Annotated in this window: 21 protein-coding genes and 1 pseudogene; 9 read left to right on the plus strand and 13 right to left on the minus strand. The window is 72.5% G+C overall.

Annotation, left to right across the window (positions count from 1 at the left end):
• Nucleotides 1-991, minus strand: a 991-nt coding sequence (locus tag ACKUB9_RS07765) for a putative DNA modification/repair radical SAM protein (protein ID WP_410825791.1), incomplete at its 3' end; no start/stop codon positions are given.
• 174 nt (nt 992-1,165) lie between these two features.
• Between ACKUB9_RS07765 and ACKUB9_RS07770 the strand changes: the two genes are divergently transcribed.
• From ACKUB9_RS07770 to ACKUB9_RS07805, 8 genes are all read left to right on the plus strand, one after another.
• Complete coding sequence (locus ACKUB9_RS07770) at nt 1,166-1,378, plus strand: hypothetical protein (protein ID WP_407519586.1); 213 nt, start codon at nt 1,166-1,168, stop codon at nt 1,376-1,378.
• Between the two features lie 118 nt (nt 1,379-1,496).
• Nucleotides 1,497-2,801 (plus strand): Gfo/Idh/MocA family protein, encoded by a 1,305-nt coding sequence (locus tag ACKUB9_RS07775; protein ID WP_407519585.1) that lies wholly within the window; start codon nt 1,497-1,499, stop codon nt 2,799-2,801.
• A 442-nt stretch (nt 2,802-3,243) separates the two neighbouring features.
• A complete protein-coding gene (locus ACKUB9_RS07780; protein ID WP_407519584.1) occupies nt 3,244-5,478 on the plus strand; it encodes a protein-disulfide reductase DsbD family protein in 2,235 nt (744 codons plus the stop codon).
• Nucleotides 5,479-5,486: 8 nt separating this feature from the next.
• Nucleotides 5,487-6,113 carry a thioredoxin family protein gene (locus ACKUB9_RS07785; protein ID WP_407519583.1) on the plus strand — a complete coding sequence of 209 codons (627 nt, stop codon included), beginning with the start codon at nt 5,487-5,489 and terminating at the stop codon, nt 6,111-6,113.
• A gap of 11 nt (nt 6,114-6,124) precedes the next feature.
• Entirely contained in the window at nt 6,125-6,865 is a 741-nt protein-coding gene (locus ACKUB9_RS07790; protein WP_407519582.1) for a DUF429 domain-containing protein, read from the plus strand.
• On the plus strand, nt 6,862-7,374 hold the full coding sequence (locus tag ACKUB9_RS07795) for an NUDIX hydrolase (protein WP_407519581.1): 513 nt from the start codon (nt 6,862-6,864) through the stop codon (nt 7,372-7,374). The genes ACKUB9_RS07790 and ACKUB9_RS07795 overlap by 4 nt, the downstream gene beginning before the upstream one ends.
• Nucleotides 7,375-7,462: 88 nt before the next feature.
• On the plus strand, nt 7,463-8,143 hold the full coding sequence (locus tag ACKUB9_RS07800) for a carbonic anhydrase (RefSeq protein WP_407519580.1): 681 nt from the start codon (nt 7,463-7,465) through the stop codon (nt 8,141-8,143).
• Nucleotides 8,143-8,487 (plus strand): DUF1491 family protein, encoded by a 345-nt coding sequence (locus tag ACKUB9_RS07805; protein ID WP_407519579.1) that lies wholly within the window; start codon nt 8,143-8,145, stop codon nt 8,485-8,487. The genes ACKUB9_RS07800 and ACKUB9_RS07805 overlap by 1 nt, the downstream gene beginning before the upstream one ends.
• A 19-nt stretch (nt 8,488-8,506) precedes the next feature.
• Here the strand turns inward: ACKUB9_RS07805 and ACKUB9_RS07810 are convergent, their stop codons facing one another.
• The 9 genes from ACKUB9_RS07810 to ACKUB9_RS07850 form a co-directional block, all read right to left on the minus strand.
• Entirely contained in the window at nt 8,507-9,616 is a 1,110-nt protein-coding gene (locus tag ACKUB9_RS07810) for a site-2 protease family protein (RefSeq protein ID WP_407519578.1), read from the minus strand.
• A 71-nt stretch (nt 9,617-9,687) separates the two neighbouring features.
• Nucleotides 9,688-10,548, minus strand: a complete 861-nt coding sequence (gene pssA, locus ACKUB9_RS07815) for a CDP-diacylglycerol--serine O-phosphatidyltransferase (RefSeq protein ID WP_407519577.1) — start codon at nt 10,546-10,548, stop codon at nt 9,688-9,690.
• 19 nt (nt 10,549-10,567) lie between these two features.
• A complete protein-coding gene (locus ACKUB9_RS07820; protein ID WP_407519576.1) occupies nt 10,568-11,281 on the minus strand; it encodes a phosphatidylserine decarboxylase in 714 nt (237 codons plus the stop codon).
• Between the two features lie 104 nt (nt 11,282-11,385).
• A complete protein-coding gene (locus tag ACKUB9_RS07825) occupies nt 11,386-11,802 on the minus strand; it encodes a type II toxin-antitoxin system MqsA family antitoxin (RefSeq protein ID WP_407519575.1) in 417 nt (138 codons plus the stop codon).
• A 3-nt stretch (nt 11,803-11,805) separates the two neighbouring features.
• Entirely contained in the window at nt 11,806-12,111 is a 306-nt protein-coding gene (locus ACKUB9_RS07830; RefSeq protein WP_407519574.1) for a type II toxin-antitoxin system MqsR family toxin, read from the minus strand.
• 137 nt (nt 12,112-12,248) lie between these two features.
• Nucleotides 12,249-14,195, minus strand: coding sequence for an ABCB family ABC transporter ATP-binding protein/permease (locus tag ACKUB9_RS07835; protein ID WP_407519573.1), 1,947 nt, complete (start codon nt 14,193-14,195; stop codon nt 12,249-12,251).
• 255 nt (nt 14,196-14,450) lie between these two features.
• Complete coding sequence (locus ACKUB9_RS07840) at nt 14,451-14,846, minus strand: flagellar biosynthesis repressor FlbT (protein WP_407519572.1); 396 nt, start codon at nt 14,844-14,846, stop codon at nt 14,451-14,453.
• A 116-nt stretch (nt 14,847-14,962) separates the two neighbouring features.
• Nucleotides 14,963-15,718, minus strand: a complete 756-nt coding sequence (locus ACKUB9_RS07845) for a helix-turn-helix domain-containing protein (protein WP_407519571.1) — start codon at nt 15,716-15,718, stop codon at nt 14,963-14,965.
• Nucleotides 15,719-15,803: 85 nt separating this feature from the next.
• Complete coding sequence (locus ACKUB9_RS07850; protein WP_407519570.1) at nt 15,804-19,256, minus strand: indolepyruvate ferredoxin oxidoreductase family protein; 3,453 nt, start codon at nt 19,254-19,256, stop codon at nt 15,804-15,806.
• A 128-nt stretch (nt 19,257-19,384) separates the two neighbouring features.
• Here ACKUB9_RS07850 and ACKUB9_RS07855 point away from each other — a divergent pair, with 128 nt between their 5' ends.
• On the plus strand, nt 19,385-19,840 hold the full coding sequence (locus ACKUB9_RS07855; RefSeq protein ID WP_407519569.1) for an Lrp/AsnC family transcriptional regulator: 456 nt from the start codon (nt 19,385-19,387) through the stop codon (nt 19,838-19,840).
• A 253-nt stretch (nt 19,841-20,093) separates the two neighbouring features.
• On the opposite strand, the gene ACKUB9_RS07860 is transcribed toward ACKUB9_RS07855, so the two are convergent.
• From ACKUB9_RS07860 to ACKUB9_RS07870, 3 genes and pseudogenes are all read right to left on the minus strand, one after another.
• A complete protein-coding gene (locus tag ACKUB9_RS07860; RefSeq protein WP_407519568.1) occupies nt 20,094-20,468 on the minus strand; it encodes a response regulator in 375 nt (124 codons plus the stop codon).
• Nucleotides 20,469-20,555: 87 nt separating this feature from the next.
• Complete coding sequence (locus tag ACKUB9_RS07865; protein WP_407519567.1) at nt 20,556-21,128, minus strand: class GN sortase; 573 nt, start codon at nt 21,126-21,128, stop codon at nt 20,556-20,558.
• 179 nt (nt 21,129-21,307) lie between these two features.
• A pseudogene (locus ACKUB9_RS07870) lies at nt 21,308-23,470 on the minus strand (marine proteobacterial sortase target protein); the annotation flags it as partial.
• Between the last annotated feature and the right edge of the window lie 368 nt (nt 23,471-23,838).

Here is a 23,838-nt window from a genome sequence, read left to right on the forward strand (position 1 = left end):
GCATCTCGCGGTCGGCCCGGTTCACGTCGACGGGAAAGCGTCCGCGGTTCTTGAGCGCCCAGGCGAGCTTCGGGTCGACGTCGAGGGCGAGCATGCCCGCCTCGGCCGCCTCGGCCACGTCGTCGGCGGAAAAATCGTAGTACCGCAGCAGCCAGTCGGCTTGGTAGAGCCGGTGCTCCCGCTGCAGCGGCGGCGGCTTCACCGGCAGGATCGCGGCGGCATCGGGGATCGGGCTGAAGGCCGAGTAGTAGATCCGCTTGAGCGCATGGCTGTGGTAGAGGGACGCGCTCGTGCGGATCAGCGACACGTCGGTGCTGGCATCCGCCCCCACGATCACCTGCGTCGACTGGCCGGCGGGCGCGAAGCGGCGGCGCTCGTCCTTCGCCTGCGCGATGCGCTCGCGCATCTGCCCCATCGCCGCCTGGATCGCCGCGCCGTCCTTCTCGGGAGCCAGCCGCTCCAGGCTCGCCTCGGTGGGCAGTTCGAGGTTGATCGACAGCCGGTCGGCGAAGAGGCCCGCCTGCTCGATCAGCCAGGGGCTCGCCTCGGGGATCGTCTTCAGGTGGATGTAGCCGCGAAAGCCGTGCTGCCGGCGCAGGCCCTTCGCCACCCGGATCATCTGCTCCATCGTGTGGTCGGGTGAGCGGATGATGCCCGAGGAGAGAAACAGCCCCTCGATGGTGTTGCGCTTGTAGAACTCCACCGTGAGGGTGATGACCTCCTCCACGCTGAACGTCGCCCGCCTGACGTTCGAGGAGCGCCGGTTCACGCAATAGGCGCAGTCGAACAGGCAGTAATTGGTGAGCAGGATCTTGAGCAGCGACACGCAGCGCCCGTCCGGCGTGTAGGCGTGGCAGATGCTGGCCCCGGTGGTCGAGCCGAGCCCGTCCGGCGCCGCCTTGCGCCGCGGCCCCCCGGAGGAGGCGCAGGAGGCGTCGTACTTCGCCGCATCGGCCAGGATGGTGAGCTTCTTCGCCAAACGATCGTCCATGCGGGGCAGAATGGAGATTGTTCCTGTTTTGTTCAAGGCGGCGAAACGCCCCGCCGCCGACCTCGACCGGGCGGAACCCGGGACGCGCCCCGCCCGTTGAGTGCTTGCTTGGAAGAATTCCAATCTTCATGATCGCGGGGCCGTCGCCCCGCCCAGGACCGGAAGGAGCACACGATGGCGAGCACGGAAACCGGGGCGGCCTGCAGCACCTGCCGCTACTACGACACCCACAAGCTCAACGCCGGCAGCCCGCAGGGCGACGAGGGCCTGTGCCGGTTCAACCCGCCGGTGAGCCAGCCCGAGCCGCAGGGCCACGGCCTGTGGCCCGTGGTGTCCGCCTCGGACTGGTGCGGCCACTACTCGCCCGAGATGATGGCCGGCGAGTAGCGGCCGGCGCGGCGGACCCGGCCTTGAGGCGGTCCGCCGCGGCGACTCCCCGGCAGCGGAACACCGGTTGCCGGGGCACGTTCGGAAGCGATCCCCCTCCACCACACGGGCGAGATGCATGCCGGACGACCTGACCCTTCTCTCACGCAGGAGCCTGATGCTCGCAGGCGGCGCGACCCTGGCGGCGATGGGCCATGCCGAGGCCGCCGGCCCCTCCGGCTCGTCCGGGGCGCAGGTCGATACCGGCCGGGTCGAGAACGGGCGGGTGACCTTTCCCAACTGGCGCGGCCCCTCCGACCGTCCGTCCGCCCCGCCGCCGGCTCCGATGCCGCCGAACAAGCGGGTCGGCTTCGCGGTGGTCGGCCTCGGGCGCTTGTCGCTGGAAGAAATCCTTCCGGCCCTCGGCCAGACCCGCAAGGCGCGGCTCGCGGCGCTGATGTCGGGCACCCCCGACAAGGCCCGCCTCGTCGCGGAGCAGTACGGCGTCAAGCCGGAGGCGGTGTACGGCTACGACGGCTGGGACGCGCTGGCGAAGAACCCGGACGTGCAGGCGGTCTACATCGTCACCCCGAACGGGCTGCACCGCGACCACGTGCTCGCGGCGGCGGGCGCCGGCAAGCACGTGCTGTGCGAGAAGCCGATGGCGAATTCCTCGGCGGAGGCGCGCGCGATGATCGACGCCTGCGCCAAGGCCGGCGTCAAGCTGATGATCGCCTATCGCTGCCAGTACGAGCCCTATAACCGCGAGGTCGTGAAGCTCGTCCGCTCGGGCAAGTTCGGGCGCGCCAAGCTGGTCGAAGCGGTCAACACCCAGACCATGAGCCTGCCCGAGCAGTGGCGCATGCGCCAGGCGCTGGCGGGCGGGGGCGCCCTGCCGGATATCGGCCTCTACTGCCTCAACGGCGTGCGGGCGCTCACGGGCGAGGAGCCCATCGCCGTGCAGGCGCAGATCCAGTCGGCGGACGATCCCCTCTACCGGGAGGTGGAGGAGACCGTGACCTTCACGCTGCGCTTCCCCTCCGGGCTGATCGCCCAATGCGCCACGAGCTACGGCACGCACGAGACCCGCTCCCTCAAGGTCCAGGCGGAGGGAGGCGGCATCGATCTCCAGAACGCCTTCGCGTACGAGGGCCAGCGGCTGGTCCTGCACCACCGCGAGGGCCGCGCGGAGGCGCGCGAGGAGCGCGCGCTGCCCACGCACGACCAGTTCGCGCTCGAGATCGACCACATGGCGACCTGCATCCTGGAGAACCGCACGCCCCGCACGCCGGGCGAGGAGGGGTTGCAGGACCAGATCCTGATGGAGGCGATCTACGAGGCGGCCCGCACCGGCGGCACCGTCGCCCCGAAGCCGCCGGAGCGCACGATCCAGAAGGGACCGCTCGACGTGACCCGCGGCCCGGAGCCGGAGGAGGCGGGCTGAGCGGTGCATGCACATCGCTGCTCGCTTCAGACAGGTCATGCTTCTCACCCAAGGCTCCCACGAAGAGCGCGGGATCCCTTCTTCCGTGCGGGAGAAGGGTAGGGGGATCGAAGATCCCGCTGAGGGTCCCGGGAGGGAGCCGCAGTGAAGCGTGGAGCGTCGTGAGGGGAGCGGAACGGATCAGCTTCAAACACTGATCGTGGTGCTGGCAGCGGCAGCGTCCCGCCTTCTTGCTGCACCCTCCCGGGACCCTCACCCCTACCCCTCTCCCGCACGGGAGAGGGGTCCCGAGCTGCCCGCGCCTCAATCGGGAGAGAGGAGCGCAGGCGCGGCTTCCATCGGCGCTCCGGCCGAGACCGCCCTACCCCCGTTCACGCGAACGCGATTCGGTTCGCCTCGCAACCGTCACGGAGTCCCGCTATCTGGAACCATGAAGGTTCCGATGCGCGTCCTGGCTTGCCTCGTCCCCTGCCTCGTCTCCTGCCTCTCGGCCCTGGCGGCGTTCGTCGCGCTGCCCGCCGCCGCGCAGGCGCCGCGGGTCAACCCGAAATATGCCGACCTCGTGAAGGCCGAACTCGTGGCCGAGCCGGGGGCGGTGGCGGCGGGGCAGCCCTTCGCGGTCGGGGTGCGGCTGGTGATGAAGCCGCACTGGCACGTCTACTGGCGCAATCCCGGTGATTCCGGCCTCGCGCCGGAGATCGCCTGGAGCCTGCCGCCGGGTTTTTCGGCTGGGTCGGTCGCGTGGCCGGTGCCGGCGCGCATCCCGGTCTCCGGCCTCGTCAATTTCGGCTACGAGGGCGAGACGCTGCTCACCGCCACGGTGACACCGCCCGAAACCCTCGAACCCGGCCGGCCCGTCACCCTGCGGGCCAAGGTGTCCTACCTCGTCTGCGAGCGCGAATGCGTGCCGGGCGAGGCGAGCGTCCAGGCGACGCTGCCCGTCGCCCCCCCGGGCACGAGCGTGCGGCCCGATCCGCGCCACGCCGGCCTGTTCGCGGCGGCGCGCGAGCAGCTCCCGACGCCCGCGCCCGGGCCGCACCGGGTGACGGAGGAGGGCGACACGCTCACCCTCCACCTCGACGCCCCCGACGTGGCGCGCGCGGCGATCACCGACCTCGCCTTCTTCCCCTATTCCGAGACCGCGATCGAGCACGCGGCGCCCCAGACCGTGACCGCCGACGAGCGGGGGCTGCACATCGCGCTCAAGCGCAGCAGCCTGACGCCCGCGGGCACCATCACGCGCCTCGACGGCGTGCTGGCGCTGACCGGGCGGGCGGGAGATGCGCCCGTGCGGCACGCCTTCGCGCTCGGCGAGGCGCCGGCCGCGGCGAGCGCCGCCCCAGCAAGTCCTGCGGCGGCAAGTCCCACGACGGCTACTGCGCCGACGGCCCCGCCGGCCGCCGTCCTGCCGCCGGAGGACGCGCCCTCGGGCGTGTGGGCGGCCGCCCTCCTGGCCTTCCTGGGCGGCCTCCTCCTCAACCTGATGCCCTGCGTCTTCCCGGTCCTGTCGATCAAGGTGCTGGGGCTGGTGCGCCAGTCGGGCGAATCCCTCGGCCGGGTGCGGCTGCACGGCCTCGCCTACACGGCGGGCGTGATGGCCTCCTTTCTGGTGCTCGCCGGCATCCTGGCGGCCCTGCGCGCCGGCGGGGCGCAGATCGGCTGGGGCTTCCAGCTGCAATCGCCCCTGGTGGTGGCGAGCCTCGCCTACGTGCTGTTCGGTATGGGCCTCAGCCTGTCGGGCGCGCTGCCTCTCGGCGGGCGCTTCGCCGGCATCGGCGACGGGCTCACCCGGCGGGCGGGCCTGGAGGGCTCGTTCTTCACCGGCGTGCTCGCCACCGTGGTGGCCACGCCCTGCACGGCGCCCTTCATGGGTGCGGCGGTCGGCTTCGCGCTGACGCAGGGCACGGCCGTGAGCCTCGCGGTCTTCGCCGCCCTCGGCTTCGGCCTCGCGCTGCCCTTCCTCGTCCTCGCCTGCTGGCCCGCGGCCGTGCGCCGGCTGCCGCGGCCCGGCGCCTGGATGGAGACTCTCAAGGGCATCCTCGCCTTCCCGCTCTACGCCACCGTGGCGTGGCTGGTCTGGATCCTGAGCCAGCAGGTTGGGCCGGGCGGCCTTTTCCTGGCGCTGCTCGGGCTCGTGCTGGTGGCGTTCTGCGCCTTCGTGCTGGAGCGCGCCCGCACGGCCGGGCCGTGGGGCGGCCGGGCGGCGATGGCGGCGCTGCTCCTCGCGGTGCTCGGGCTCGGCGTCCTCGTCGCCGCCCTCGACCGCGACCGGGCCGGCCCGCCCGCCGTCGCGGTGGCGGGCGGGCCTGAGCCCTTCACCCAGGCGCGCCTCGACGGGCTGCTCGCGCAGGGCCGGCCGGTCTTCGTCAACATGACGGCGGCGTGGTGCATCACCTGCCAGGTCAACGAGCGCACCTCGCTGGCGACCGAGGCCGTGCGGGCGGCGTTCCGGGCGCACGACATCGCCTACCTCAAGGGCGACTGGACCAACCAGAACCCGGAGATCACCCGGATGCTGGAGGCGCATGGCCGCTCCGGCGTGCCGCTCTACGTGCTCTATCGCGGCCCCGGCGACGCGCAGGTGCTGCCGCAGATCCTCACCGAATCCGCCGTCCTCGCCGCCCTCGACCGGGCCGCCCCGGCGCGGCGGGCCGCCCTCTCGTCCCCGCAGGAGTGATGCCTCCGATGCCGACCCGCCGCACCGCGCTCGCTCTCGCCGCTCTCCTCGCCGCTCCCCTGGCCCTCGCAGTCCCCGCCGCAGCCGCGGGGCCGCAGGTGGACCGGCCCGCCCCCGCCTTCACGGCCAGGGACGCGGACGGCCGAACGGTCTCGCTCGCCGACTACAAGGGCAGGACCGTCGTGCTGGAATGGACCAACCACGACTGCCCCTTCGTGCAGAAGCATTACGGGGGTCAAGCCATGCAGGCGCTCCAGAAGAAGTGGACCGGGCAGGGCGTGGTCTGGCTCACGGTGATCTCTTCGGCGCCGGGCGAGCAGGGGGCGGTCTCGGGGTCCGAGGCCCACCGGCTGACGCAGGAGCGCGGCGCCGCTCCGACCACGGTCGTGCTCGACACGGACGGGGCGGTGGGCCGCGCCTACGGAGCCCAGACCACACCGCACATGTTCGTGGTGAAAGGCGACGGCACGCTCGCCTACATGGGCGGCATCGACGACAAGCCCTCGACCACGCTCGCCGACCTCAAGACCGCCCGCAACCACGTGGACGCGGCGCTGGCCGAGATCGCGGCCGGCCAGCCGGTGAGCCTGAAGACGGCGCGGCCCTATGGCTGCTCGGTGAAGTACGCCTCCTGATCCCGAGCCGCATGACGGGCTGGGTCGCGGGCGTCGACGGCTGCCCGGGCGGCTGGATCGCGGCCCTCCGGCGCCGCGACGCGGCGGCCCCCGTGGTGGTGCGGGTCGTGCCCGACCTCGCCGCCCTCTGCGACGGGCCGGAGGCCCCGGACGTGGTGGCGGTGGACATCCCGATCGGCCTGCCCGAGCGGGTCGGCGCGGGCGGACGCACGGCCGAGCAGCAGGTGCGCCCGCTCCTCGGGCCGCGCCGCGCCTCGGTTTTCTCCACCTCGGCGCGGGCGGTGGTCTACGCGCCGGACTACACGGCGGCGATCGCGCTCGCGCGCGCCGGCGGCCTGCAGCCCTTCGCGCCCTCGCCCCCCGCCAACGCGATCTTCCCGCGCATCCGGGCGGTCGACGCGCTGCTGCGCGGGCGCCCCGACCTGCGCGAGCGCGTCTACGAGGTGCATCCCGAACTCGCCTTCGCGAGCCTCAACGGCGGCGTGCCGCTCGCCGCCCCGAAGCGTGACCCGGCGGGCGCGGCCCTGCGCCGGGCGCTGCTGCTCCGGGCGGGACTGCCGGAGGACGTGGTGGAGGGTCCGCCGCCGCGGGGAGCGGCGCGCGACGACCTCCTCGACGCGCTGGCCGCCCTCGCGGTGGCGCAGGGCCTCGCCGCCGGCCGCGGCCTGTCCTATCCCGACCCGCCGGAGCGGGACGCGCACGGCCTGCCCGTGGCAATCTGGACCCTTCGTCCGACCGAGGCCCACCCATGACGGATCTGCCCACCCGCGAGATCGCCCGCGCCCTGGTGTTCGACCCGCAGGACCGCCTGCTCCTGATCGCCTACGAGGCGGTGCGGGACGTCGATCCGGCACGGCCGGGGGATCGCTGCTTCTGGTTCATGCCCGGGGGCGGCATCGAGCCCGGCGAGAGCCCGGAAGAAGCCTGCCTGCGCGAGCTGGAGGAGGAGATCGGCGTCACGGGCGTGCCGCTCGGCCCGCTGGTCGCGCGCTGCGACGGCCCCTTCACGCTCTTCACCAAGCCCCGCATCGCGCATGAGCGCTACTACGTGGTGCGCCTGCCCGACGACCGCATCGACACGGCGCGGCTCGCCGAGACGGAGGATAACCCGGTGCTGGGCACGCGCTGGTGGAGTCTCGATGACCTCGCGGCGACGCCCGAGCGGGTCGAGCCCGCGGGTCTGGCCGCGCTCGCCCGCCGCCTCGCCGCGGGCGAGCGCGTGACGGAAGTCCGACTCGCCTGGGGCGAAGGCGCGGGCTAAGGGAAGGGCACAGGAACGTTCCTTCTCGGCCGGGTCCCGGGCCGGCTCGCCTCGGGCCGGGCCTCGGCCGCATCAGACGAGACGCACCATGTTCCCGCAGACGCTCACCGACGGCTACCGCGCCTTCCTCGACGACCGCTTCGCCCGCGAGCGCGGGCGCTACGAGACCCTGGCCGAGGGGCAGAGCCCCGAGATCATGGTGATCTCCTGCTGCGACAGCCGGGTCTCGCCGGAGGTGGTCTTCGACGCGAGCCCGGGCGAGCTGTTCGTCGTGCGCAACGTCGCCAACCTCGTGCCGCCCTTCGAGACCGCGGGCGAGTACCACGGCACCTCGGCGGCGCTCGAATTCGCCGTGCAGGCGCTCAAGGTGAAGCACATCGTGGTCCTGGGCCACGCCCGCTGCGGCGGCGTGCGGGCCTTCGCGGACGACGCCGCGCCGCTCTCGCCGGGCGACTTCATCGGCCGCTGGGTGTCGCTGATCGCGCCGGCCGCCGAGCGGATCGGCCCCGGGCGCGGCGACGACTACCTGGAGCGGCTGGAATACGCCACGGTGGAGAACAGCCTCACCAACCTGATGACCTTCCCGTGCGTGCGCATCCTGGTCGAGCGCGGCCGGCTGCACCTGCACGGGGCGCATTTCGGCATCGCCACCGGCGAGTTGCGGGTGCGCGACCCGGAGACCGGGGCCTTCCGGCTCGCCGTGCCGGAGGCGCGGCTGAGCCCGACGCGGCTGATCCGCTGCCAGGACACCGGGTCGAGCGGGGGCTGATGGCTCGCCTGCGCTCCGACTTCTGGGTCGCCGCGCACCTGCGGCGCTGCGGCGTCGAGGGCGTGAGCGCGGTGCAGCGCCGCCGCGGCGCACCGGAGGCGGGGGCGATCTTCATCAAGGTCGACCGCCTCGACGGGCGAGCCGATCTCTACGGCCCCGCCCCCCAGGCGCTGGTCGGCGCCGACGACGACGGCACGCGCCGCTTCGAGGCGTTGATGAGCGAGGCGCTGCCGCCCGACGTGGAGGCGCGCCTCACCCGGGAGATCCGCTTCGACCCCGACCTGTGGATCGTCGAGATCGACGACCCGCAGGGACGCCACTTCCTCGATCTGGCGGGTGGGTAGGGGCGGGCGCGAGGCCCGATCAGGCCGGCGGCCGATACCCGGGGAAGGGCGGGCGCCCCTGCGGCGAGGCGGTCAGCACCATCATCATCTCGCCGACGTTCTCCGGCGTGATCAGGCCGACGAGCCGGCCGAACCCGTCGGTGACGCCCACCGCCGGCAGGCGGTTCTCCTGCATCAGGCGCAGCGCGTCCTCCAGGGGCTGGCGGTCGCGCAGGGTCGGGATGTCGGCCCGCATCACCTCCAGCACCGGCGCGTCGGGGCCGCGCTCGCGCAGCGCCCGGATCATGTCGTCGCGGGTGAGCACCCCGCGCAGGCGGCCCGCGCCGTCCACCACCGGGAATTCGTGTTGCGTGGTGGCAATGAGACCCTGCACCGCGTCCTCGACCCGGCTGTTCGGTCCCAGGCTGTCGTAGCGGGTGATCATCGCGTCGCCCGCGAGCAGCCCGCGGGAGACCTGCCGCATCTGCACCGCGTGCGCCTCGGAGGCCGCGCCGAGATAGACGAAGAAGGCGATGAAGATCAGGAGCGGGTGGCCGCCCACGAGCCCCAGCAGGCCGAGCCCGAAGGCGACCGCCTGCCCGACGCCCGCGGCGATCTGGGTGCCGCGGGCGTAGCCGAGCCGGTGGGCCAGGATGGCGCGCAGCACCCGGCCCCCGTCCATCGGGAAGGCCGGGATCAGGTTGAACAGGACGAGGAAGAGGTTGACCCAGAGCAGGCGCTCGAACAGGCCGATGCCGGGATTGTCCACCTCCATGCTCGGCCGGAGCCCGCCCAGCAGCAGGAAGAGCAGGGCCGCGATGGCGACGTTCACGGCCGGCCCGGCGAGCGCGATGACCAGTTCCTGGCGCGGGTCCTCGGGGATGCGCTCCAGCCGGGCGACGCCGCCGATCGGCAGGAGGGTGATGTCGGGCGTGCGCACCCCGTAGCGCCGGGCCGCGAAGACGTGGCCGAACTCGTGCAGCAGCACGCAGAGAAACAGCAGCACGATGTAGAGGAGGCTCTGGAGCGCGCTCTCCTGCCCGCCTCGGGCGTAGGCGGCGGCCCCGATCCAGGCCAGGAACAGCAGGAAGGTGATGTGGATCCGGATCACCGTGCCCTTCACGGTGCCGATCGGCAGCGACCAGCCCATTCCTCACCTCACGCCATGTGCAGGGCACGCCTCCCTGAAAGTCCCGTGCCGGTCCGCGTGTTCCCGTAGCGTCACGCCGGGGGCGGGGCGCCCCGCAGCGCGGCCTCCGTGGCCTCGGCCTTGAGGCGGCGGCGGTACTGGTTGGCGCCGAACGGGATCGCGCACAGGTAGGCGATGCTGATCACCGCCAGCGTCTCGAACGGGAAGCTGATGATCAGGCCGAAGCCCGCCACCGTGACGACGAAGATCGGCAGCACGTATTCGCGCGGCACCCGCTTGCCGATGGTCTTGCCGGCGTAGGTCGGCACCGTCGAGATGACGAGGATCGCCAGCACCAGGAGGTAGGCCAAAGCCGCGGGCGCGAGCGCCGGGCCGAAGCCGAGGCCGAGGAAGTGCAGGTAGAGCGGCAGGAGCGCGGTGAGCGCGCCGGCCGGGGCCGGCATGCCGACGAAGTAGTCCTTCTTCCATTCCGGCCGGTCGGGATCGTCCAGCATCACGTTGAAGCGCGCGAGGCGCAGCGCCATCGCGATGGCGAAGATGAGCGCCACGATCCAGCCGAGCGACTTCAGGTGGTGGAGCGTGAAGGCGTACAGGATCAGGGCCGGGGCGCAGCCGAAATTCACGAAATCGGCGAGCGAATCGAGTTCCGCCCCGAAGCGCGAGGTGCCCTTGAGCAGGCGCGCCACCCGCCCGTCGATCCCGTCGAGCACCGCCGCCACCACGATGGCGATGACCGCGGGCTCGAACCGGCCCTCGAAGGCGAGGCGCACGGCGGTGAGCCCGAGGCAGACCGCCATCAGGGTGATCATGTTGGGGATGATCATCCGCACCGGGATCGGCTTGAAGCGCCGAGTCCTGGCCTCGTTGGCGCGGGCCTCGTTGGGGCGGGGCTCGTTGGGCTCGGGGGCGAAGGGCGGGAAGAGATCGTCCATGCGGCGGTCCCTCGACAGGTCAGATCCGGCGGAACTGGCGCACGGGCACGCCGGCGCGCAGGTCCGCCAGCACGGTCTCGCCCGCCACCGCCTTCTGGCCGAGCCCGACCAGCACCCGGGCATCCGCCGGCAGGTAGACGTCCACGCGCGAGCCGAAGCGGATCAGGCCGAAGCGGTCGCCGACCGTCAGGCTCTCCCCCGCCTTGACCCAGTCGACGATCCGCCGGGCCACGAGGCCGGCGATCTGCACCACGCCGATCCGCAGGGTCTCTCCCCCGCGCGTCGTCGTGATGACGAGGCCGTTGCGCTCGTTGTCCTCGCTCGCCTTGTCGAGTTCGGCGTTGAGGAAGAGGCCGGGCGTGTAGTGGATCTGCTCGATGCGGCCCGTCACCGGCACGCGGTTCACGTGGCAGTCGAACACGTTCATGAACACCGAGATGCGCAGCATCGGCTCGGCCGGCAGGTCGAGCTCCACCGGCGGGAGCACGGTGCTGATGAGGTTGACGCGCCCGTCCGCGGGCGAGATCACGAGGCCGTCGCCCACCGGCACGACCCGCTCCGGATCGCGGAAGAAGTAGCAGACCCACAGCGTGAGCAGGAAGAAGATCCAGCCGAGCGCCTGCACGAAGCTGCCGGCCAGCACGGTCAGCACGATGCCGATCGCGATGAAGGGATAGCCCTCCTTGTGGATCGGCACGAGGACGCGGCGGATCGTCTCGAAGAGGTCGGTCATCAGCCTTCAGGCACTCCGGCAGGCGCGAGGTCGCGCCCGCCGATGGCAGGCGCGGGGCCCGGCGTCAATCGGTGGATGCGGCCGAGCGGGTTCGCGGCGGCGCCTCAGCGCAACTCGTCCGCCATCTCCGGGTGACGGTCGAGGAGCCTGAGAAGCTGAATCGTCGGGCCGCTCGGCTCCACGAGGCCGCGTTCGTACTTGTCGAAGGCGCTCTCGCCGACCTTGAGGAGCACGCCCGCTTCCCGCTGGGACAGCTTCAGCTTATGCCGGACGCGGCGGATCGTTCCCGGCGCCGGGATCCCGTCGACCTGCTCTTTCAGAATGCGCAACGCCTGATCGACGACCGCCATGTCGTCCCCGACATGCACGCCGTCTCCGTCCCCGGCCGGATAGTATCCGGCAAGGTCGACCGTGAGTGTGACGCCCTTGTACGTCACCGCGAACGGCCGGGATCCGCGGACAAGCGTTTCACCGGTTTCGGGCGCCGGCATCGTCTCCGGCAGAGGCTGGGTAGGCGCCATGCCTCATTTCTCCTTGAACGACATGATCTTGAATTCGGTCACCACATCTGCCTGGACCTTGACGTACAGCAGCAAGCCTTGCATCGGGACGTGATAGACATCCTGCCAGACGCGATGGTCGATGGCCGTCGTCATCGATTTGTAGAACATCCGCGGCTCCATCGTGCCAATCGTCTCGGCAATGCCGTGGCGGTCGAAACCGAGTGCGGACGCGTCGCGCAGGGCCGATGTCGTAACGACCAGCGTATCGACCGATCCTAGAACAAGCTTGACGGCTGAAAGATCGTAGGTCGGCCGACGCTTCTCCATGCCAGCAGAATGCCATCATAAAGAGGGCAGAACAAGAGTACGCGACCACCGGACGACGGTCCATCGCATCAATCGCGGTCACGATCGGAACGGCCGCTTCGCGCTCGACGCAGGACAAGGTGCGGCGCGCAGCGCGCTCAGCTCACCGAGGCGGGCTCCGGCTCCTTGGCGGGCGGGGGTGACAGGTCGCCCGGATCGAGGCGCACGCGCAGGCTCTCGCCCTCGCTCGATTCCGCGCGCTGGAGCGCCTCGCGCGCCGCATCCGCCTCGCGCTGGCGGTTCCACATCGCCGCGTAGACGCCGCCGCGGGCGAGCAGCGCCGTGTGGTCGCCGCGCTCCACGATCACGCCCTTGTCGAGCACGATGATCTCGTCGGCGCCCACCACCGTCGAGAGCCGGTGGGCGATGACGAGGGTGGTGCGGCCCCGGCTCACCCGGTCGAGGGCATCCTGGATCTCGCGCTCGGTGAAGGAATCCAGCGCCGAGGTCGCCTCGTCGAGGACGAGGATCGGCGGCGCCTTCAGGATGGTGCGGGCAATGGCCACGCGCTGCTTCTCGCCGCCCGAGAGCTTGAGCCCGCGCTCGCCCACCGGGGTCTCGTAGCCCTCCGGCAGGGTGGCGATGAAGCGGTCGATCTGGGCGAGGGCTGCGGCCTCGCGCAGCTCCGCCTCGCTCGCCTCCCAGCGGCCGTAGCGGACGTTGTAGCCGATCGTGTCGTTGAACAGGACCGTGTCCTGCGGGACCATGCCGATGGCGGCGCGCAGGGAATCCTGCCTGACCTCGGCGATGTTTTGGCCGTCGATGAGGATGCGCCCGCCCTGCGGCTCGTAGAAGCGGAAGAGCAGGCGCGAGATGGTGGACTTGCCCGCGCCCGAGGGGCCGACCACCGCGACGGTGCGGCCGGCCGGTACCTCGAAGCTCACGCCCTTCAGGATCGGCCGCTCCGGCACGTAGGCGAAGCGCACGTCCTCGAAGCGCACCACGCCCGCGCCCACCGCGAGCGGGGCGGCGCCCGGCCGGTCCGCGATCTCCGGGTTGCGGTGGAGGATGCGGAACATGTCGTCGATGTCGATCAGCGCCTGCTTGATCTCCCGGTAGATCATGCCCATGAAGTTGAGCGGCATCGAGAGCTGCACCAGCATCGTGTTGACGAGCACGAAGCCGCCGATCGTGGTCCGTCCGGCCATGATGTCGCGCGCCGCGAGCCACATCACCACGGTCATGCCGGCCGTGAAGATCACCGCCTGACCGGCGTTCAGCACCGCGAGCGAGACGTAGGTCTGCGTCGAGGATTTTTCGTATTTTTCCATCGACTGGTCGTAGCGGGCGGTCTCGCGGGCCTCCGCGCCGAAGTACTTGACCGTCTCGTAGTTCAGGAGCGAGTCGACCGCCTTGGTGTTGGCGTCGGTGTCCGAGTCGTTCATCCGCTTGCGGATGGCGATCCGCCACTCGGTCGCCTTGTAGGTGAAGCCCAGATAGGCCGCGACCATCACCAGCACGACCACCGAGTAGACGAGGTCGAATTCGTAGGCGAGCACGCCCAGCACCAGCAGGAACTCGACGATGGTCGGCACCAGCGTCAGCACCATCAGGCGCGACAGTTCCTCGATGCCGTTGCGCCCGCGCTCCAGCACGCGGGTCAGCCCGCCGGTCTTGCGCTCCAAGTGGAAGCGCAGGGAGAGGCGGTGCATGTGGGTGAAGGTCTGGAGGGCGAGGCGGCGCACCGCGTGCATCGCCACCTTGGCAAAGAGCCCGTCGCGCACCTGCGTCAGCAGCGCCATCGCCACGCGCGAGAGCCCGTAGAGGCCGATGAGCAGCATCGGCGCCGCCCACAGGCCGGTGGGCAGCCCGGCCTCCTTGGCGCCGCCCGTCATCGCCACCAGGGCGTCGGTGGCCCATTTGAAGGTGAAGGGCGTCACCATCGTGACGAGCTTGGCCACGAGCAGCAGGCCGAAGGCCGAGAAGACCCGCCGCTGCAGGTCGGGCCGGCCGTGCGGCCAGAGGTAGGGCCAGAGCCGCTGATAGGTGCCGACGAGGCCGGGCCGCCCGGAGGGCCCGCCCTCCGGCGAGGGTTCTTGCGTCACGATCGGGTCTCTGAGGAACCGGGGGAGCCCCGCATATAGGCCCGTTCCACGACGGGAGCACCCGCGCGGGCCGCAGGGCTCCCGGCCGCGATGCGCGGCGGCGCCGGATGCTCGGGCGGCGGCTGTCCGGCTGGCAGGTGGACCACGCCGACATCGGCAACGAGCACGGGAACGAATGACGGCGCGCGCAGGCGACCGCGTGAGCCCCCTGCCCGGATTTCGGCCGAACGGGCCGGAAAGGGGTGGGATGCCGGATCAGGCCGCGCTCGACGTCTCGCGGTCGGCCCGGATCAGCTTGCGCAGCTGCGCCATCGCGCTCTGGAGGCGGTCCCGCTCCACGAGCTGGAGGACGGGCTTGAGCGCCTCGCGCTGCTCCGCGGCGAGGCCCGCGGCCAGGCCCTCGCGCAGGGCGTCGTGCCAGTAGCTGCGCCGCTCGGGCTCGATCAGCATCTGCTGGACGCAGTAATAGAGCTGTTCGAGCGGCGTGCGCACGGCCTCCGGCTCGATCAGGTGGCTCGGCATCAGCAGCACGTCCGCCGCGTGGATCTCCACGGTGACGGAATCGCTCGCGCGCATCAGCGCGCCGTTGAGGAAGAAGCGTGCGCCGCGCTTGATGAAGGCCCGCATCGGCGAGGGTCCCGGCCTCTTCATGGGTGTCGCGTGCTCCGTCGGGCGTGCGGCGGTCTCGCACGCCTGCCTTGCCTCAGCCTGACCTGCCTTCAGGCGGACTTGCCTTCAGACTGACCTGCCATGACCGGCATAGGCGCTCAGCGCGGGGAGGGGAAGAACACCGCGAAGGACTCGTCGCAGACCCGGTCGAGATGCCGTCGGCACTCCGGGTAGGGGTCCATGTCCCGGGTGATCCGGCCGAAGACGGGGCTTGCGCCCTCCGGCACCAGGGCGAGCGGGCAGGTGGCGGGGGTGAGCTGCGCGCCGCGGCCGGCATGCAGCGTGGTGAGCAGGCCGTAGAGTTCGCCCCGGATGGTCGGGCGGCCCAGCATGGCGAGGCGCACCTGCCCCTGCCAGTTCGTGACGAGGTAGATCGTCCCCGAGAGGTGCGGCACCGAGACGTCGCCGCTCTGCGAGAAGGGCGCGTCGATCCGCTCGGCCTCGCGGAAGACCAGCCGGCTGCTGCCGGCATCCCACAGGATCTCGGTGCGGTAGGCGAAGATCGCCGCCGGGTCGCCGAAGGAGGGACGCAGCGTGAGGTAGCGTCCCTCCAGCCACGCCACCCCCTCGCGGGAATAGGAGCCGAGATGCTCGGGCGCGGGCTGCGGGCCGCTCGGCCCCGCGCGGGGCACGGCCGCGCGCAGGCTCACGCCCAGGGCCTCCTCCAGGCGCACCAGCGTGGCGAGGGTGAAGGGCCGGCGGCCGGCGAGCGCCTTCTCCAGGGTCGAGAGGCTGATCCGCGCCGCGTCGGCGAGGCCCTGGCGGGAGAGGCGTCGGCGTGCCAGCGCCTCGCGCACCGCGCGGGCGACCTCGTGGCTCTCGCCCTCCGACAATTCGGCGTCGTTCGCGCCCATTCCGCTCGCCCGGTCGATGCGGACAGATCCGCACGAAACCGCACAGCTTGGCAAGCGGCCGGGGCGCGCTGCGCTGTTGACGAGGTCAGGCCGCCCGCCCGAGCGGCGGCGCGCCCTCGCCCCGGCGCAGGGCGGCGAGACGCGTCTCCACCTCCGGGCGGATGCGGCGCACGGCCTCCTCCTTCACCGGGCCGAAGCCGCGCATCCCCATGGGCGCCCGGGCGATCCACAGCAGCTCGTCCGCGGGCGCCGTGCCGAGGCGGGCGGTCAGCTCGTCCACGATGCCCTCGAACCAGCGCACGAGGTCGCGCTCCATCCGCCGCTCGGCCGTGTAGCCGAAGGGGTCGAGGGCGGTGCCGCGCAGCCGCTTCATCCGGGCGAGCAGCCGGAAGGGCGCGCGGATCCAGGGGCCGAAGGCGCGCTTGCGCGGGCGTCCGCGCGCGTCGGTGCCAGTGGGCCAGAACGGCGGCGCGAGGTGGTGGACGACCCGGTACTCGCCCTCGAACTGCGCGGCGACCCGGTCGAGGAAGCCGGTCCCGACATGCAGGCGGGCGACCTCGTACTCGTCCTTGTAGGCCATCAGTTTGAACAGCGAGCGCGCCACCGCCTCGGTCAGGCCCTCCGTGCCCCGCGCCGCCTCCGCCGCGCGCAGGCGCGCCACCCGGGCGGCGTAGCGCTCCGCGTAGGCGGCGTCCTGGTACTCCGTCAGGAAGGCGACGCGCCGGGCGATCACCGCGTCGAGCGTCTCGGGGGCCTCCTCGCCGCGGCCGCCGAGGGTGGCGCGGAACCCGGCCGGGTCGGCGCCGGCGATCCGGCCCCAGGCGAGGGCGCGCCGGTTCTGCTCCACCGCGACGCCGTTGAGGGTGATGGCGCGCTCCAGCGCCTCCAGCGAGACCGGCACCAGCCCCCGCTGCCACGCGGCGCCGAGCATCAGCACGTTGGCGAAGACCGTGTCGCCGAGCAGCGCCTCCGCGGCGGCGTTGGCGTCGAGGGCGGCGAGGTTCGCCTCGCCGGTGACCGCCCGGATCTTCCGCAGGCGCCGCGCGGCCGCGAGGTCCGCGTCGGGACGGCGCACGAGGTCGCCGGTGGGCATCTCGGCGGTGTTGAGGACCGCGCGCAGGCCGCGACGGTAGGTGCCGGAAGCCTTCGGCGACGAGGAGACGACGAGGTCGCAGCCGATCAGCGCGTCGGCGGCCCCCTGGTCGATCCGCACCTGATGCAGCGCGTCCGGGCGGGCGGCGAGCCGCACGTAGCTCAGCACCGGCCCGAACTTCTGCGCGAAGCCCGTGAAGTCGAGCACCGAGGCGCCCTTGCCCTCCAGATGGGCCGCCATGGTGACGAGCGCCCCGATGGTGATCACCCCGGTGCCGCCGACCCCGGTGATGAGCAGGTTGTAGGGCTCGTCGAGCGCCGGCTGCGCCGGGGCGGGCAGGCGCGCGGCGCGCTCGCTCGGGTCGGCGGCGGAGGCGGCCTTGCGGCGGCGCCCGCCCTCCACGGTGACGAAGCTCGGGCAAAAGCCGTCGAGGCAGGAAAAGTCCTTGTTGCAGGTCGAGAGGTTGATCCGCCGCTTGCGGCCCAGCGGCGTCTCCAGGGGCTCGACCGACAGGCAGTTCGAGGCGACCGAGCAGTCGCCGCAGCCCTCGCAGACGAGGTCGTTGATGAGGGCGAAGCGGGCCGGGTCGTTGAGCGCGCCGCGCTTGCGCCGCCGCCGCTTCTCGGTGGCGCAGGCCTGCACGTAGAGCAGGACGGACACGCCCGCGACCTCGCGCAGCTCGCGCTGGACCGCGTCGAGGTCGTCGCGGGGGTGGAAGGTGGTGCCGGGCGGAAACCGGCCGGGCGCCAGCGCGCTCACGTCGTCCGACACCACGGCGATGCGGGAGACGCCCTCGGCGCGCACCACCTGGGCGATGCCCTCGACGCTGACGGGGCCGTCAACCGGCTGGCCGCCCGTCATCGCCACCGCGTCGTTGAACAGGATCTTGTAGGTGAGGGTGGCGCGCGCCGCGATCGCCTGCCGGATCGCCATCGAGCCGGAGTGGTAGTAGGTGCCCTCGCCGAGGTTCTGGAAGACGTGGCCGCCCCCGGTGAACAGCGAGGACGCGGCCCAGTTCACGCCCTCGCCGCCCATCTGGATCAGCGAACTCGTCTCCCGGTCCATCCACGAGGCCATGAAGTGGCAGCCGATGCCGGCGAGCGCCTTCGAGCCCTCCGGCACCCGGGTCGAGGTGTTGTGCGGGCAGCCCGAGCAGAAATAGGGGGTGCGCGTCGCCCCCGGCACCGCGATCAGCCGGTCGGGCTCCTGCGCCAGCCGGGCGGCGCGCGCCGCGAGGTCGAGGCCGGGAAACACCGCGTCGAGCCGGCTCGCCACGATGCCGGCGAGCAGCCGCGGCGAGAGTTCGCCGGTCCAGGGGATCAGCCGCGCGCCGGTCTCGTCGTGCTTGCCGACCATCCGCTCGGGCTTGGCGCCGGGGTAATCGTAAAAGTATTCCTTGAACTGGCTCTCGATGATGCCGCGCTTCTCCTCCACCACTAGGATCTCGCGCTTGCCGCGCACGAAGTCGAGCGCGTCGTGCAGCGGCAGCGGCCAGACCATCCCGACCTTGTAGATGTCGAGGCCGATGCGCCGGCAGGCCGCCTCGTCGAGCCCGAGGAGCCGCAAGGCCTCCATCAGGTCGAGGTGGCCCTTGCCGGTGGTGACGATGCCGTAGGAGGCGTCGGGCAAGTCGTAGAGGCGCCGGTCGATCGGGTTGGCGCGGGCGAAGGCGTAGACCGCGTGCTTCTTCGCTTCCATCCGCTCCTCGATCTGGGGGCCGGGCAGGTCGGGCCAGCGGTAGTGGAGGCCGCCGGGCGGGGGCGTGAAGTCGGGAGGCAGGAAGCGGCGCGGGGGCAACAGCTCCACCGAGACCGCGGATTCCACCGTCTCGGACACCGCCTTGAACCCGACCCACATGCCCGAGAAGCGCGAGAGCGCGTAGCCGTACTCGCCGAAGCTCAGGTACTCGGCCACCGAGGCGGGGTTCAGCGTCGGCATGAACCACGACATGAAGGCCACGTCGGATTGGTGCGGCATCGAGGAGGAGACGCAGCCGTGGTCGTCGCCCGCGACCACCAGCACGCCGCCATGGGCCGAGGACCCGTAGGCGTTGCCGTGCTTGAGCGCGTCGCCCGCCCGGTCGACCCCCGGCCCCTTGCCGTACCAGAGCGCGAAGACGCCCTCGACCGTGCGCCCGGGCTGGCTCTCGACCTGCTGCGAGCCCAGCACCGCGGTCGCCGCGAGGTCCTCGTTCACCGCCGGCAGGAAGGTGATGCGCTCGGCCGCGAGCCGCTCCTTGGCGCGCCAGAGTTCGAGGTCGACGGCGCCGAGCGGCGAGCCGCGATAGCCCGAGACGAAGCCCGCGGTGTCGCGCCCGGCCGCGCGGTCGCGGGCGGCCTGATCGAGCAGGATGCGCACCAGCGCCTGCGTGCCCGTGAGGTAGACCCGCCCCGTGTCCAGCCGGTAGCGGTCCGCGAGGGCGTAGGGCGCGAGGGCGTGGGACATGGGGAGGCACTCCGGAACCGCTCCAGTCTGGTCCCGATGCGCCGGAAGATGCTACCGTTCTTGCCGCCGGCGAGGCGTGATCTGGACGATCCTGCCGGACAAGAGGGACTTGGGGGCAGGATCTTGCGATGATCGACAAGGCGGACCGGCGGGTGCTCCAGCGCCTGCAGGCGGAGGGGCGGATCACCAACCAGGATCTCGCCGAGGCGACCGGCCTCTCGGCCTCGGCCTGCTGGCGGCGGGTGAAGGCGCTGGAGGAGAGCGGCGTGGTGCGGGGCTACGCGGCCCTGGTCGACCGCGAGAAGGCGGGGTTTTCCACGGCGGCGATCCTGCACGTCTCGCTGGAGCGCCACGACGCCCGCTTCGTGGAAGAATTCGAGCGCCGGGTGCGCGAGCGCCCCGAGATCCTCGACTGCTACGCCACGACCGGGGATGCGGATTACCACCTGCGCGTCGTCGTGGCGGACGTGGCGGCCTACAACGCCCTGCTGGACGGGTTCCTGTTTCGGTTGCCGGGAATCCGGCAGGTGCGCACCAACGTGGTGCTCAAGGAGATCAAGTCGGGGGTGGCGCTGCCGCTGTGATGGGGCTGTCGTGAGGACGGATCCCTCGGTTCGTCCAAACTGGCCGTACCCCTTCCCCGGACGACTGAAACGAAGTGGAAGGAAATCCAGGGTCCAGCATAAGATGTGCCGCGCAGCGGCTCCGGTTTTGCATCGTTGAAGACAGGCGGACGCTTCGCGATGTCTTGCGCTGGGTCCCGGATCTCCTTCCGCTTCGCTCCAGTCGTCCGGGAAAGAGGTGAGTGAACTTGATGCGTCCCAACGGATCCGGCCCTCACGCGCCCGGGCGGACCGCGTCGAGGAGCTGCGCCTGATGGTAGGGCTTGGGGACGAAGAGCCCGGCATCCGGCACGTCGTCGCGCCCCGGCGTGAAGCGGCCGGAGGTGATGACGAGGCGGATGCCGGGCCAGCGCTCGGCGACGCGCTGGGCCAGGGCGAAGCCGTTCATCGATCCGGGCATGTCCACGTCGGTGAACAGGGCGCCGATGTCGGACCGGTTCTCGAGGATGGCCAGCGCCTCGTCCGCGCTGGCCGCCTCGACCACGACGAAGCCGGCCTCTTCCAGCATGTCGACGGCCAGCATCCGCACGAGGCCCTCGTCCTCCACCACGAGGACGGCTGGCGGGGGCGGATCAGGGGAGAGCGTCATGGGGTCAGAACGGCTCTCGCATGGGTTAGTTTCTCGGGCCGTCTCCGACCATTGGCGGTCTTGCGGCGGCCGATATGGGCCCGCGACTCAGTCCCCTGCCTCTGCCTCGACGAGGAGACGCCAGGGTCCCTGCACCACCGCGTCGAGGGGCCAGCAGGTCGCCAGAACCAGTCTTCGGCCCGGCGCCGCCGGATCGAGGCCCGCCGCGTCGAAGCGCACCACGCGGCGGCCGGTGACGCGGAATCGTACGGTGCGTCCGTCGCGCCGCGTCACTGCGATCGGATCGCCGGGCGCCAGGGCGTCGAGGCCGCGGAAATGCAGGTCGCGGTGGGCGGCGTAGACCGCAATGCCGGGCTCGCCCGCCTCCGGCGTCCCGGCGAGGTGGCCGGGGCCGAAGGCCAGCGCCTGCCCGCTCGCGCCCGCGAGCGCGATGAGGCTGCGGCCCTGGAGCGTGAGGCGGGCCACCGGCACCGTATCGGCCGAGGGCCAGGGACGCACCGGGCGCCCGCCCGCGGCGAGGCTCGCCGCGAAGGCGCGCTCCAGCAGCACCTGCGCGAAAACGGCCTTGGCGCGCAGCCACAGCGCGTCGCCGACGAGCGCGAGCCCGCCGGCGAGGAGGAGGGCGGCGAGCACCGCCCTCCCGCGGGTGAGGCGCCTCACCGGGCGCGCCCGCGGCCGGCCGGCCGCCGGAGGGCGAGCAGCCCGAGCGCGAGGAGCGACAGGCCGAGCCAGAGGTGGAGCGGGGCCGGGCTCGCGGTCTGCGGCAGGTCGATGCTGCGGGACGCCGGGGAGGCCGCGGGCGTCGTAACCGGCACGGCCGCCCGCCGCTCGCGCGGCNCGAGCGCGAGGAGCGACAGGCCGAGCCAGAGGTGGAGCGGGGCCGGGCTCGCGGTCTGCGGCAGGTCGATGCTGCGGGACGCCGGGGAGGCCGCGGGCGTCGTAACCGGCACGGCCGCCCGCCGCTCGCGCGGCGGCGGGGCGGCACTGCGCTCGCCGAACACGGCCGCGAAATCCCAGCCCGCCGGCAGGTTCAGGGGCAGGTCGGCGGCGGTCAGGGCGACGCCGGCCGGGCGCCGGGGCGTGGCGTCCACGGCAACGAGGCTGGTGTGGCGGGTCATCAGCCCGTGCTCCAGGGCGAGCGCCAGGATCGCCGCATCGGCGTCCGAGGCCGGCAGGCGGCCGGTGAGGCGCGCCGTCTCCGCCGCCCCGATCCGGGCCCGCGCCCAGATCTTGCCGATGCCTGCGCCTGGCACCGCCGCGGCGAGGTCCACCACCTGCTCCCAGGCCTGCCCGCCGACGCGGCCCCGCAGGGTGAGTGTTTCGGCCGCCCGCCCGAGCTTGGCGGCGATCACCACCGGCTCGCCCCGGTAGAGGTCGGGCAGCGGGTCGGGCGTCGCCTCGATGCCCGGCTCCGAAAAACGGGCGGAAAGATCGGTGACGACCGGGTTCTCCAGCTTGGCGAACAGCGCGCGGGTGCGCTCGGCCACTTGGTCGATGGCGCCGATCACCGTGTCGCTGCCGCGCCCGAGTTCGGCGGCGTGGCGCAAGAGATGCCCGTTGGGGGCCGAGCCGATGCCCACCATGAACAGCCGCGAGCGGCCCCGCCCGGCAACGATCGCGGAAAAGATCTGCTCCTCGTTGCCGATGGCGCCGTCCGTCAGGAAGATCACCTGGCGCACCCGGCCGGTTTCGTCCGGGTGCGGATCGGCCAGCGCGGCCCGGAGCGGCGCCAGCATCTCGGTGCCGCCCCGCGCCTCCAGGCCGGCCACGAAGCGCCGGGCCAGACCGAGATTGGCGGCATCCGCCGGCACGGGCTCGGGGAAGAGCCGCTCCATCGTGTCGTCGAAGCGGATCACGCTGAAGCGGTCGGAGGGATCGAGCCGGTCGAGGGCGAGGAGCAGGCTCGCCTTGGCCTGCCGCATCGAGGCGCCGGCCATCGAGCCCGAGTTGTCGATCACGAACACCACGTCCCGGGGCAGGCGCTGCGCCGCTTGCGGCGGCATCGCGCCGCCGGAAGGCGGCGCCAGGACGGCCAGGAGGTATTCGTCGGCGCCGACCCGCTCGCGAAACAGCCCGACCGTCGGCGCACGGCCCGGGGCCGCCTCCCAGGTGAGTTCGAAGTCGCGGTCGGCCGGGACCGGTCCGGCGTCGAGGGTGATCCGGCGGCTCTCCGGCCCGGTCTCCTCGATCCGCACCGGATGGGTGCCGCTCCTCACGGGGCCAAGGGGGAAGCCCGCCCGCAGGGTCACGCCCAGCGTGACCGGGTTCACGGGCGCGTGCGCGGCCGGATCGAGCACCGGCGGGGTGATCCGCGCGCGGTCCGGCACCGGATCGGTGCTCCCCGCCTGTGAGTCTGGCGCCTCGGCGGCCGGGGCCACGAGGGGCGGGGCCGGGCTGTAGCGCGGCGCCACCACCAGGGGCACGCGGAGCGCGTGGGTGCCGCCCGAGAGGCGCACCGGCTGCTGGTAGGTGATCTGCACCAGCACCGTCTCGCCCGGGGCGATGTTGGCCACGCTGTTGGTGAAGACGTTCGGGCGCTCCTGCTCGGTGAGCGCGGCGGCGCGGCCCGACCGGCGGGCGGCCTCGTAGTCCCGGCGCGCCGCGGCGCGCTCGCGGATGTCGGCCACGATCACCCGCTCGCCGACGACGAGCTTCATGGAATCCACCGCCGCGTCCTCCGGCAGCGGATACACGTAGGTGCCCTCCACCCACTCCCCCGTGGTGTTGCGGAAGGCCTGGGTCACCACCGCCCGGGCCGTCGGGCCGCTGACCTCGACCGCGATGTCGGTCGCGAACTGGGGCGCCTCGACGGGCGCGGCGTCGGGCGCGCGCAGCATCAGGCCGCCGCTGCCGGGCGCGGCCTTGGCGCCGTGCGCGGCGAGCCACGCGGCGAGGCCGAGGACGAGCGGCGTCAGGGCGCGCCGCAGGATGGAGGCGGACGGGCAGGCGGACGGACGGGCGCCCGCGGGCAGCCGCACCCGCAGGGCAGGCGTGGGGATCATCGTCGAACTCCGGATCGGCCGGTCCACTGCCGGTTGATCCGCAGGCTCGCGCGGCGGGCCGGGGGCGGCCACGGGACGCTTCGCCCTTCTTCCGCCAAGCACCGGACGGCCGGTGCGGGACCGGGCGCGGCGCGGCGGATGCGTCCGGCTCCGGTGCGCAGGCGTGCGCGGCGGTCAGGGCGTGGGCCGCACGGGATCCCCTCTCCCGCATGGGCTTACGGATTCACACTTCGGGTCGTGCACGTTCCCCTCTCCCCGCGTGCGGGGAGAGGGCTTCGGACCCCTTGTCGGGTCCGAAGCGAGGCGGCGCATCGATCCCGCAGGGATCGACCCGAGGGTGAGGGGGCGCTTCCGGAAGAGCCTCATCC

Source organism: Methylobacterium oryzisoli (assembly GCF_046557895.1).
Lineage (GTDB): Bacteria > Pseudomonadota > Alphaproteobacteria > Rhizobiales > Beijerinckiaceae > Methylobacterium > Methylobacterium oryzisoli.

Bases quoted from the DNA above. Each gene is read 5' to 3' on its own strand.
- ACKUB9_RS07845 (WP_407519571.1), bottom strand. From the start codon at position 15,718: ATGGGCGCGAACGACGCCGAATTGTCGGAGGGCGAGAGCCACGAGGTC.
- ACKUB9_RS07775 (WP_407519585.1), top strand. From the start codon at position 1,497: ATGCCGGACGACCTGACCCTTCTCTCACGCAGGAGCCTGATGCTCGCA.
- ACKUB9_RS07840 (WP_407519572.1), bottom strand. From the start codon at position 14,846: ATGAAGAGGCCGGGACCCTCGCCGATGCGGGCCTTCATCAAGCGCGGC.
- ACKUB9_RS07850 (WP_407519570.1), bottom strand. From the start codon at position 19,256: ATGTCCCACGCCCTCGCGCCCTACGCCCTCGCGGACCGCTACCGGCTG.
- ACKUB9_RS07770 (WP_407519586.1), top strand. From the start codon at position 1,166: ATGGCGAGCACGGAAACCGGGGCGGCCTGCAGCACCTGCCGCTACTAC.
- ACKUB9_RS07780 (WP_407519584.1), top strand. From the start codon at position 3,244: ATGCGCGTCCTGGCTTGCCTCGTCCCCTGCCTCGTCTCCTGCCTCTCG.
- ACKUB9_RS07785 (WP_407519583.1), top strand. From the start codon at position 5,487: ATGCCGACCCGCCGCACCGCGCTCGCTCTCGCCGCTCTCCTCGCCGCT.
- ACKUB9_RS07860 (WP_407519568.1), bottom strand. From the start codon at position 20,468: ATGACGCTCTCCCCTGATCCGCCCCCGCCAGCCGTCCTCGTGGTGGAG.
- ACKUB9_RS07790 (WP_407519582.1), top strand. From the start codon at position 6,125: ATGACGGGCTGGGTCGCGGGCGTCGACGGCTGCCCGGGCGGCTGGATC.
- ACKUB9_RS07810 (WP_407519578.1), bottom strand. From the start codon at position 9,616: ATGGGCTGGTCGCTGCCGATCGGCACCGTGAAGGGCACGGTGATCCGG.
- ACKUB9_RS07820 (WP_407519576.1), bottom strand. From the start codon at position 11,281: ATGACCGACCTCTTCGAGACGATCCGCCGCGTCCTCGTGCCGATCCAC.
- ACKUB9_RS07855 (WP_407519569.1), top strand. From the start codon at position 19,385: ATGATCGACAAGGCGGACCGGCGGGTGCTCCAGCGCCTGCAGGCGGAG.
- ACKUB9_RS07825 (WP_407519575.1), bottom strand. From the start codon at position 11,802: ATGGCGCCTACCCAGCCTCTGCCGGAGACGATGCCGGCGCCCGAAACC.
- pssA (WP_407519577.1), bottom strand. From the start codon at position 10,548: ATGGACGATCTCTTCCCGCCCTTCGCCCCCGAGCCCAACGAGCCCCGC.
- ACKUB9_RS07800 (WP_407519580.1), top strand. From the start codon at position 7,463: ATGTTCCCGCAGACGCTCACCGACGGCTACCGCGCCTTCCTCGACGAC.
- ACKUB9_RS07805 (WP_407519579.1), top strand. From the start codon at position 8,143: ATGGCTCGCCTGCGCTCCGACTTCTGGGTCGCCGCGCACCTGCGGCGC.
- ACKUB9_RS07830 (WP_407519574.1), bottom strand. From the start codon at position 12,111: ATGGAGAAGCGTCGGCCGACCTACGATCTTTCAGCCGTCAAGCTTGTT.
- ACKUB9_RS07795 (WP_407519581.1), top strand. From the start codon at position 6,862: ATGACGGATCTGCCCACCCGCGAGATCGCCCGCGCCCTGGTGTTCGAC.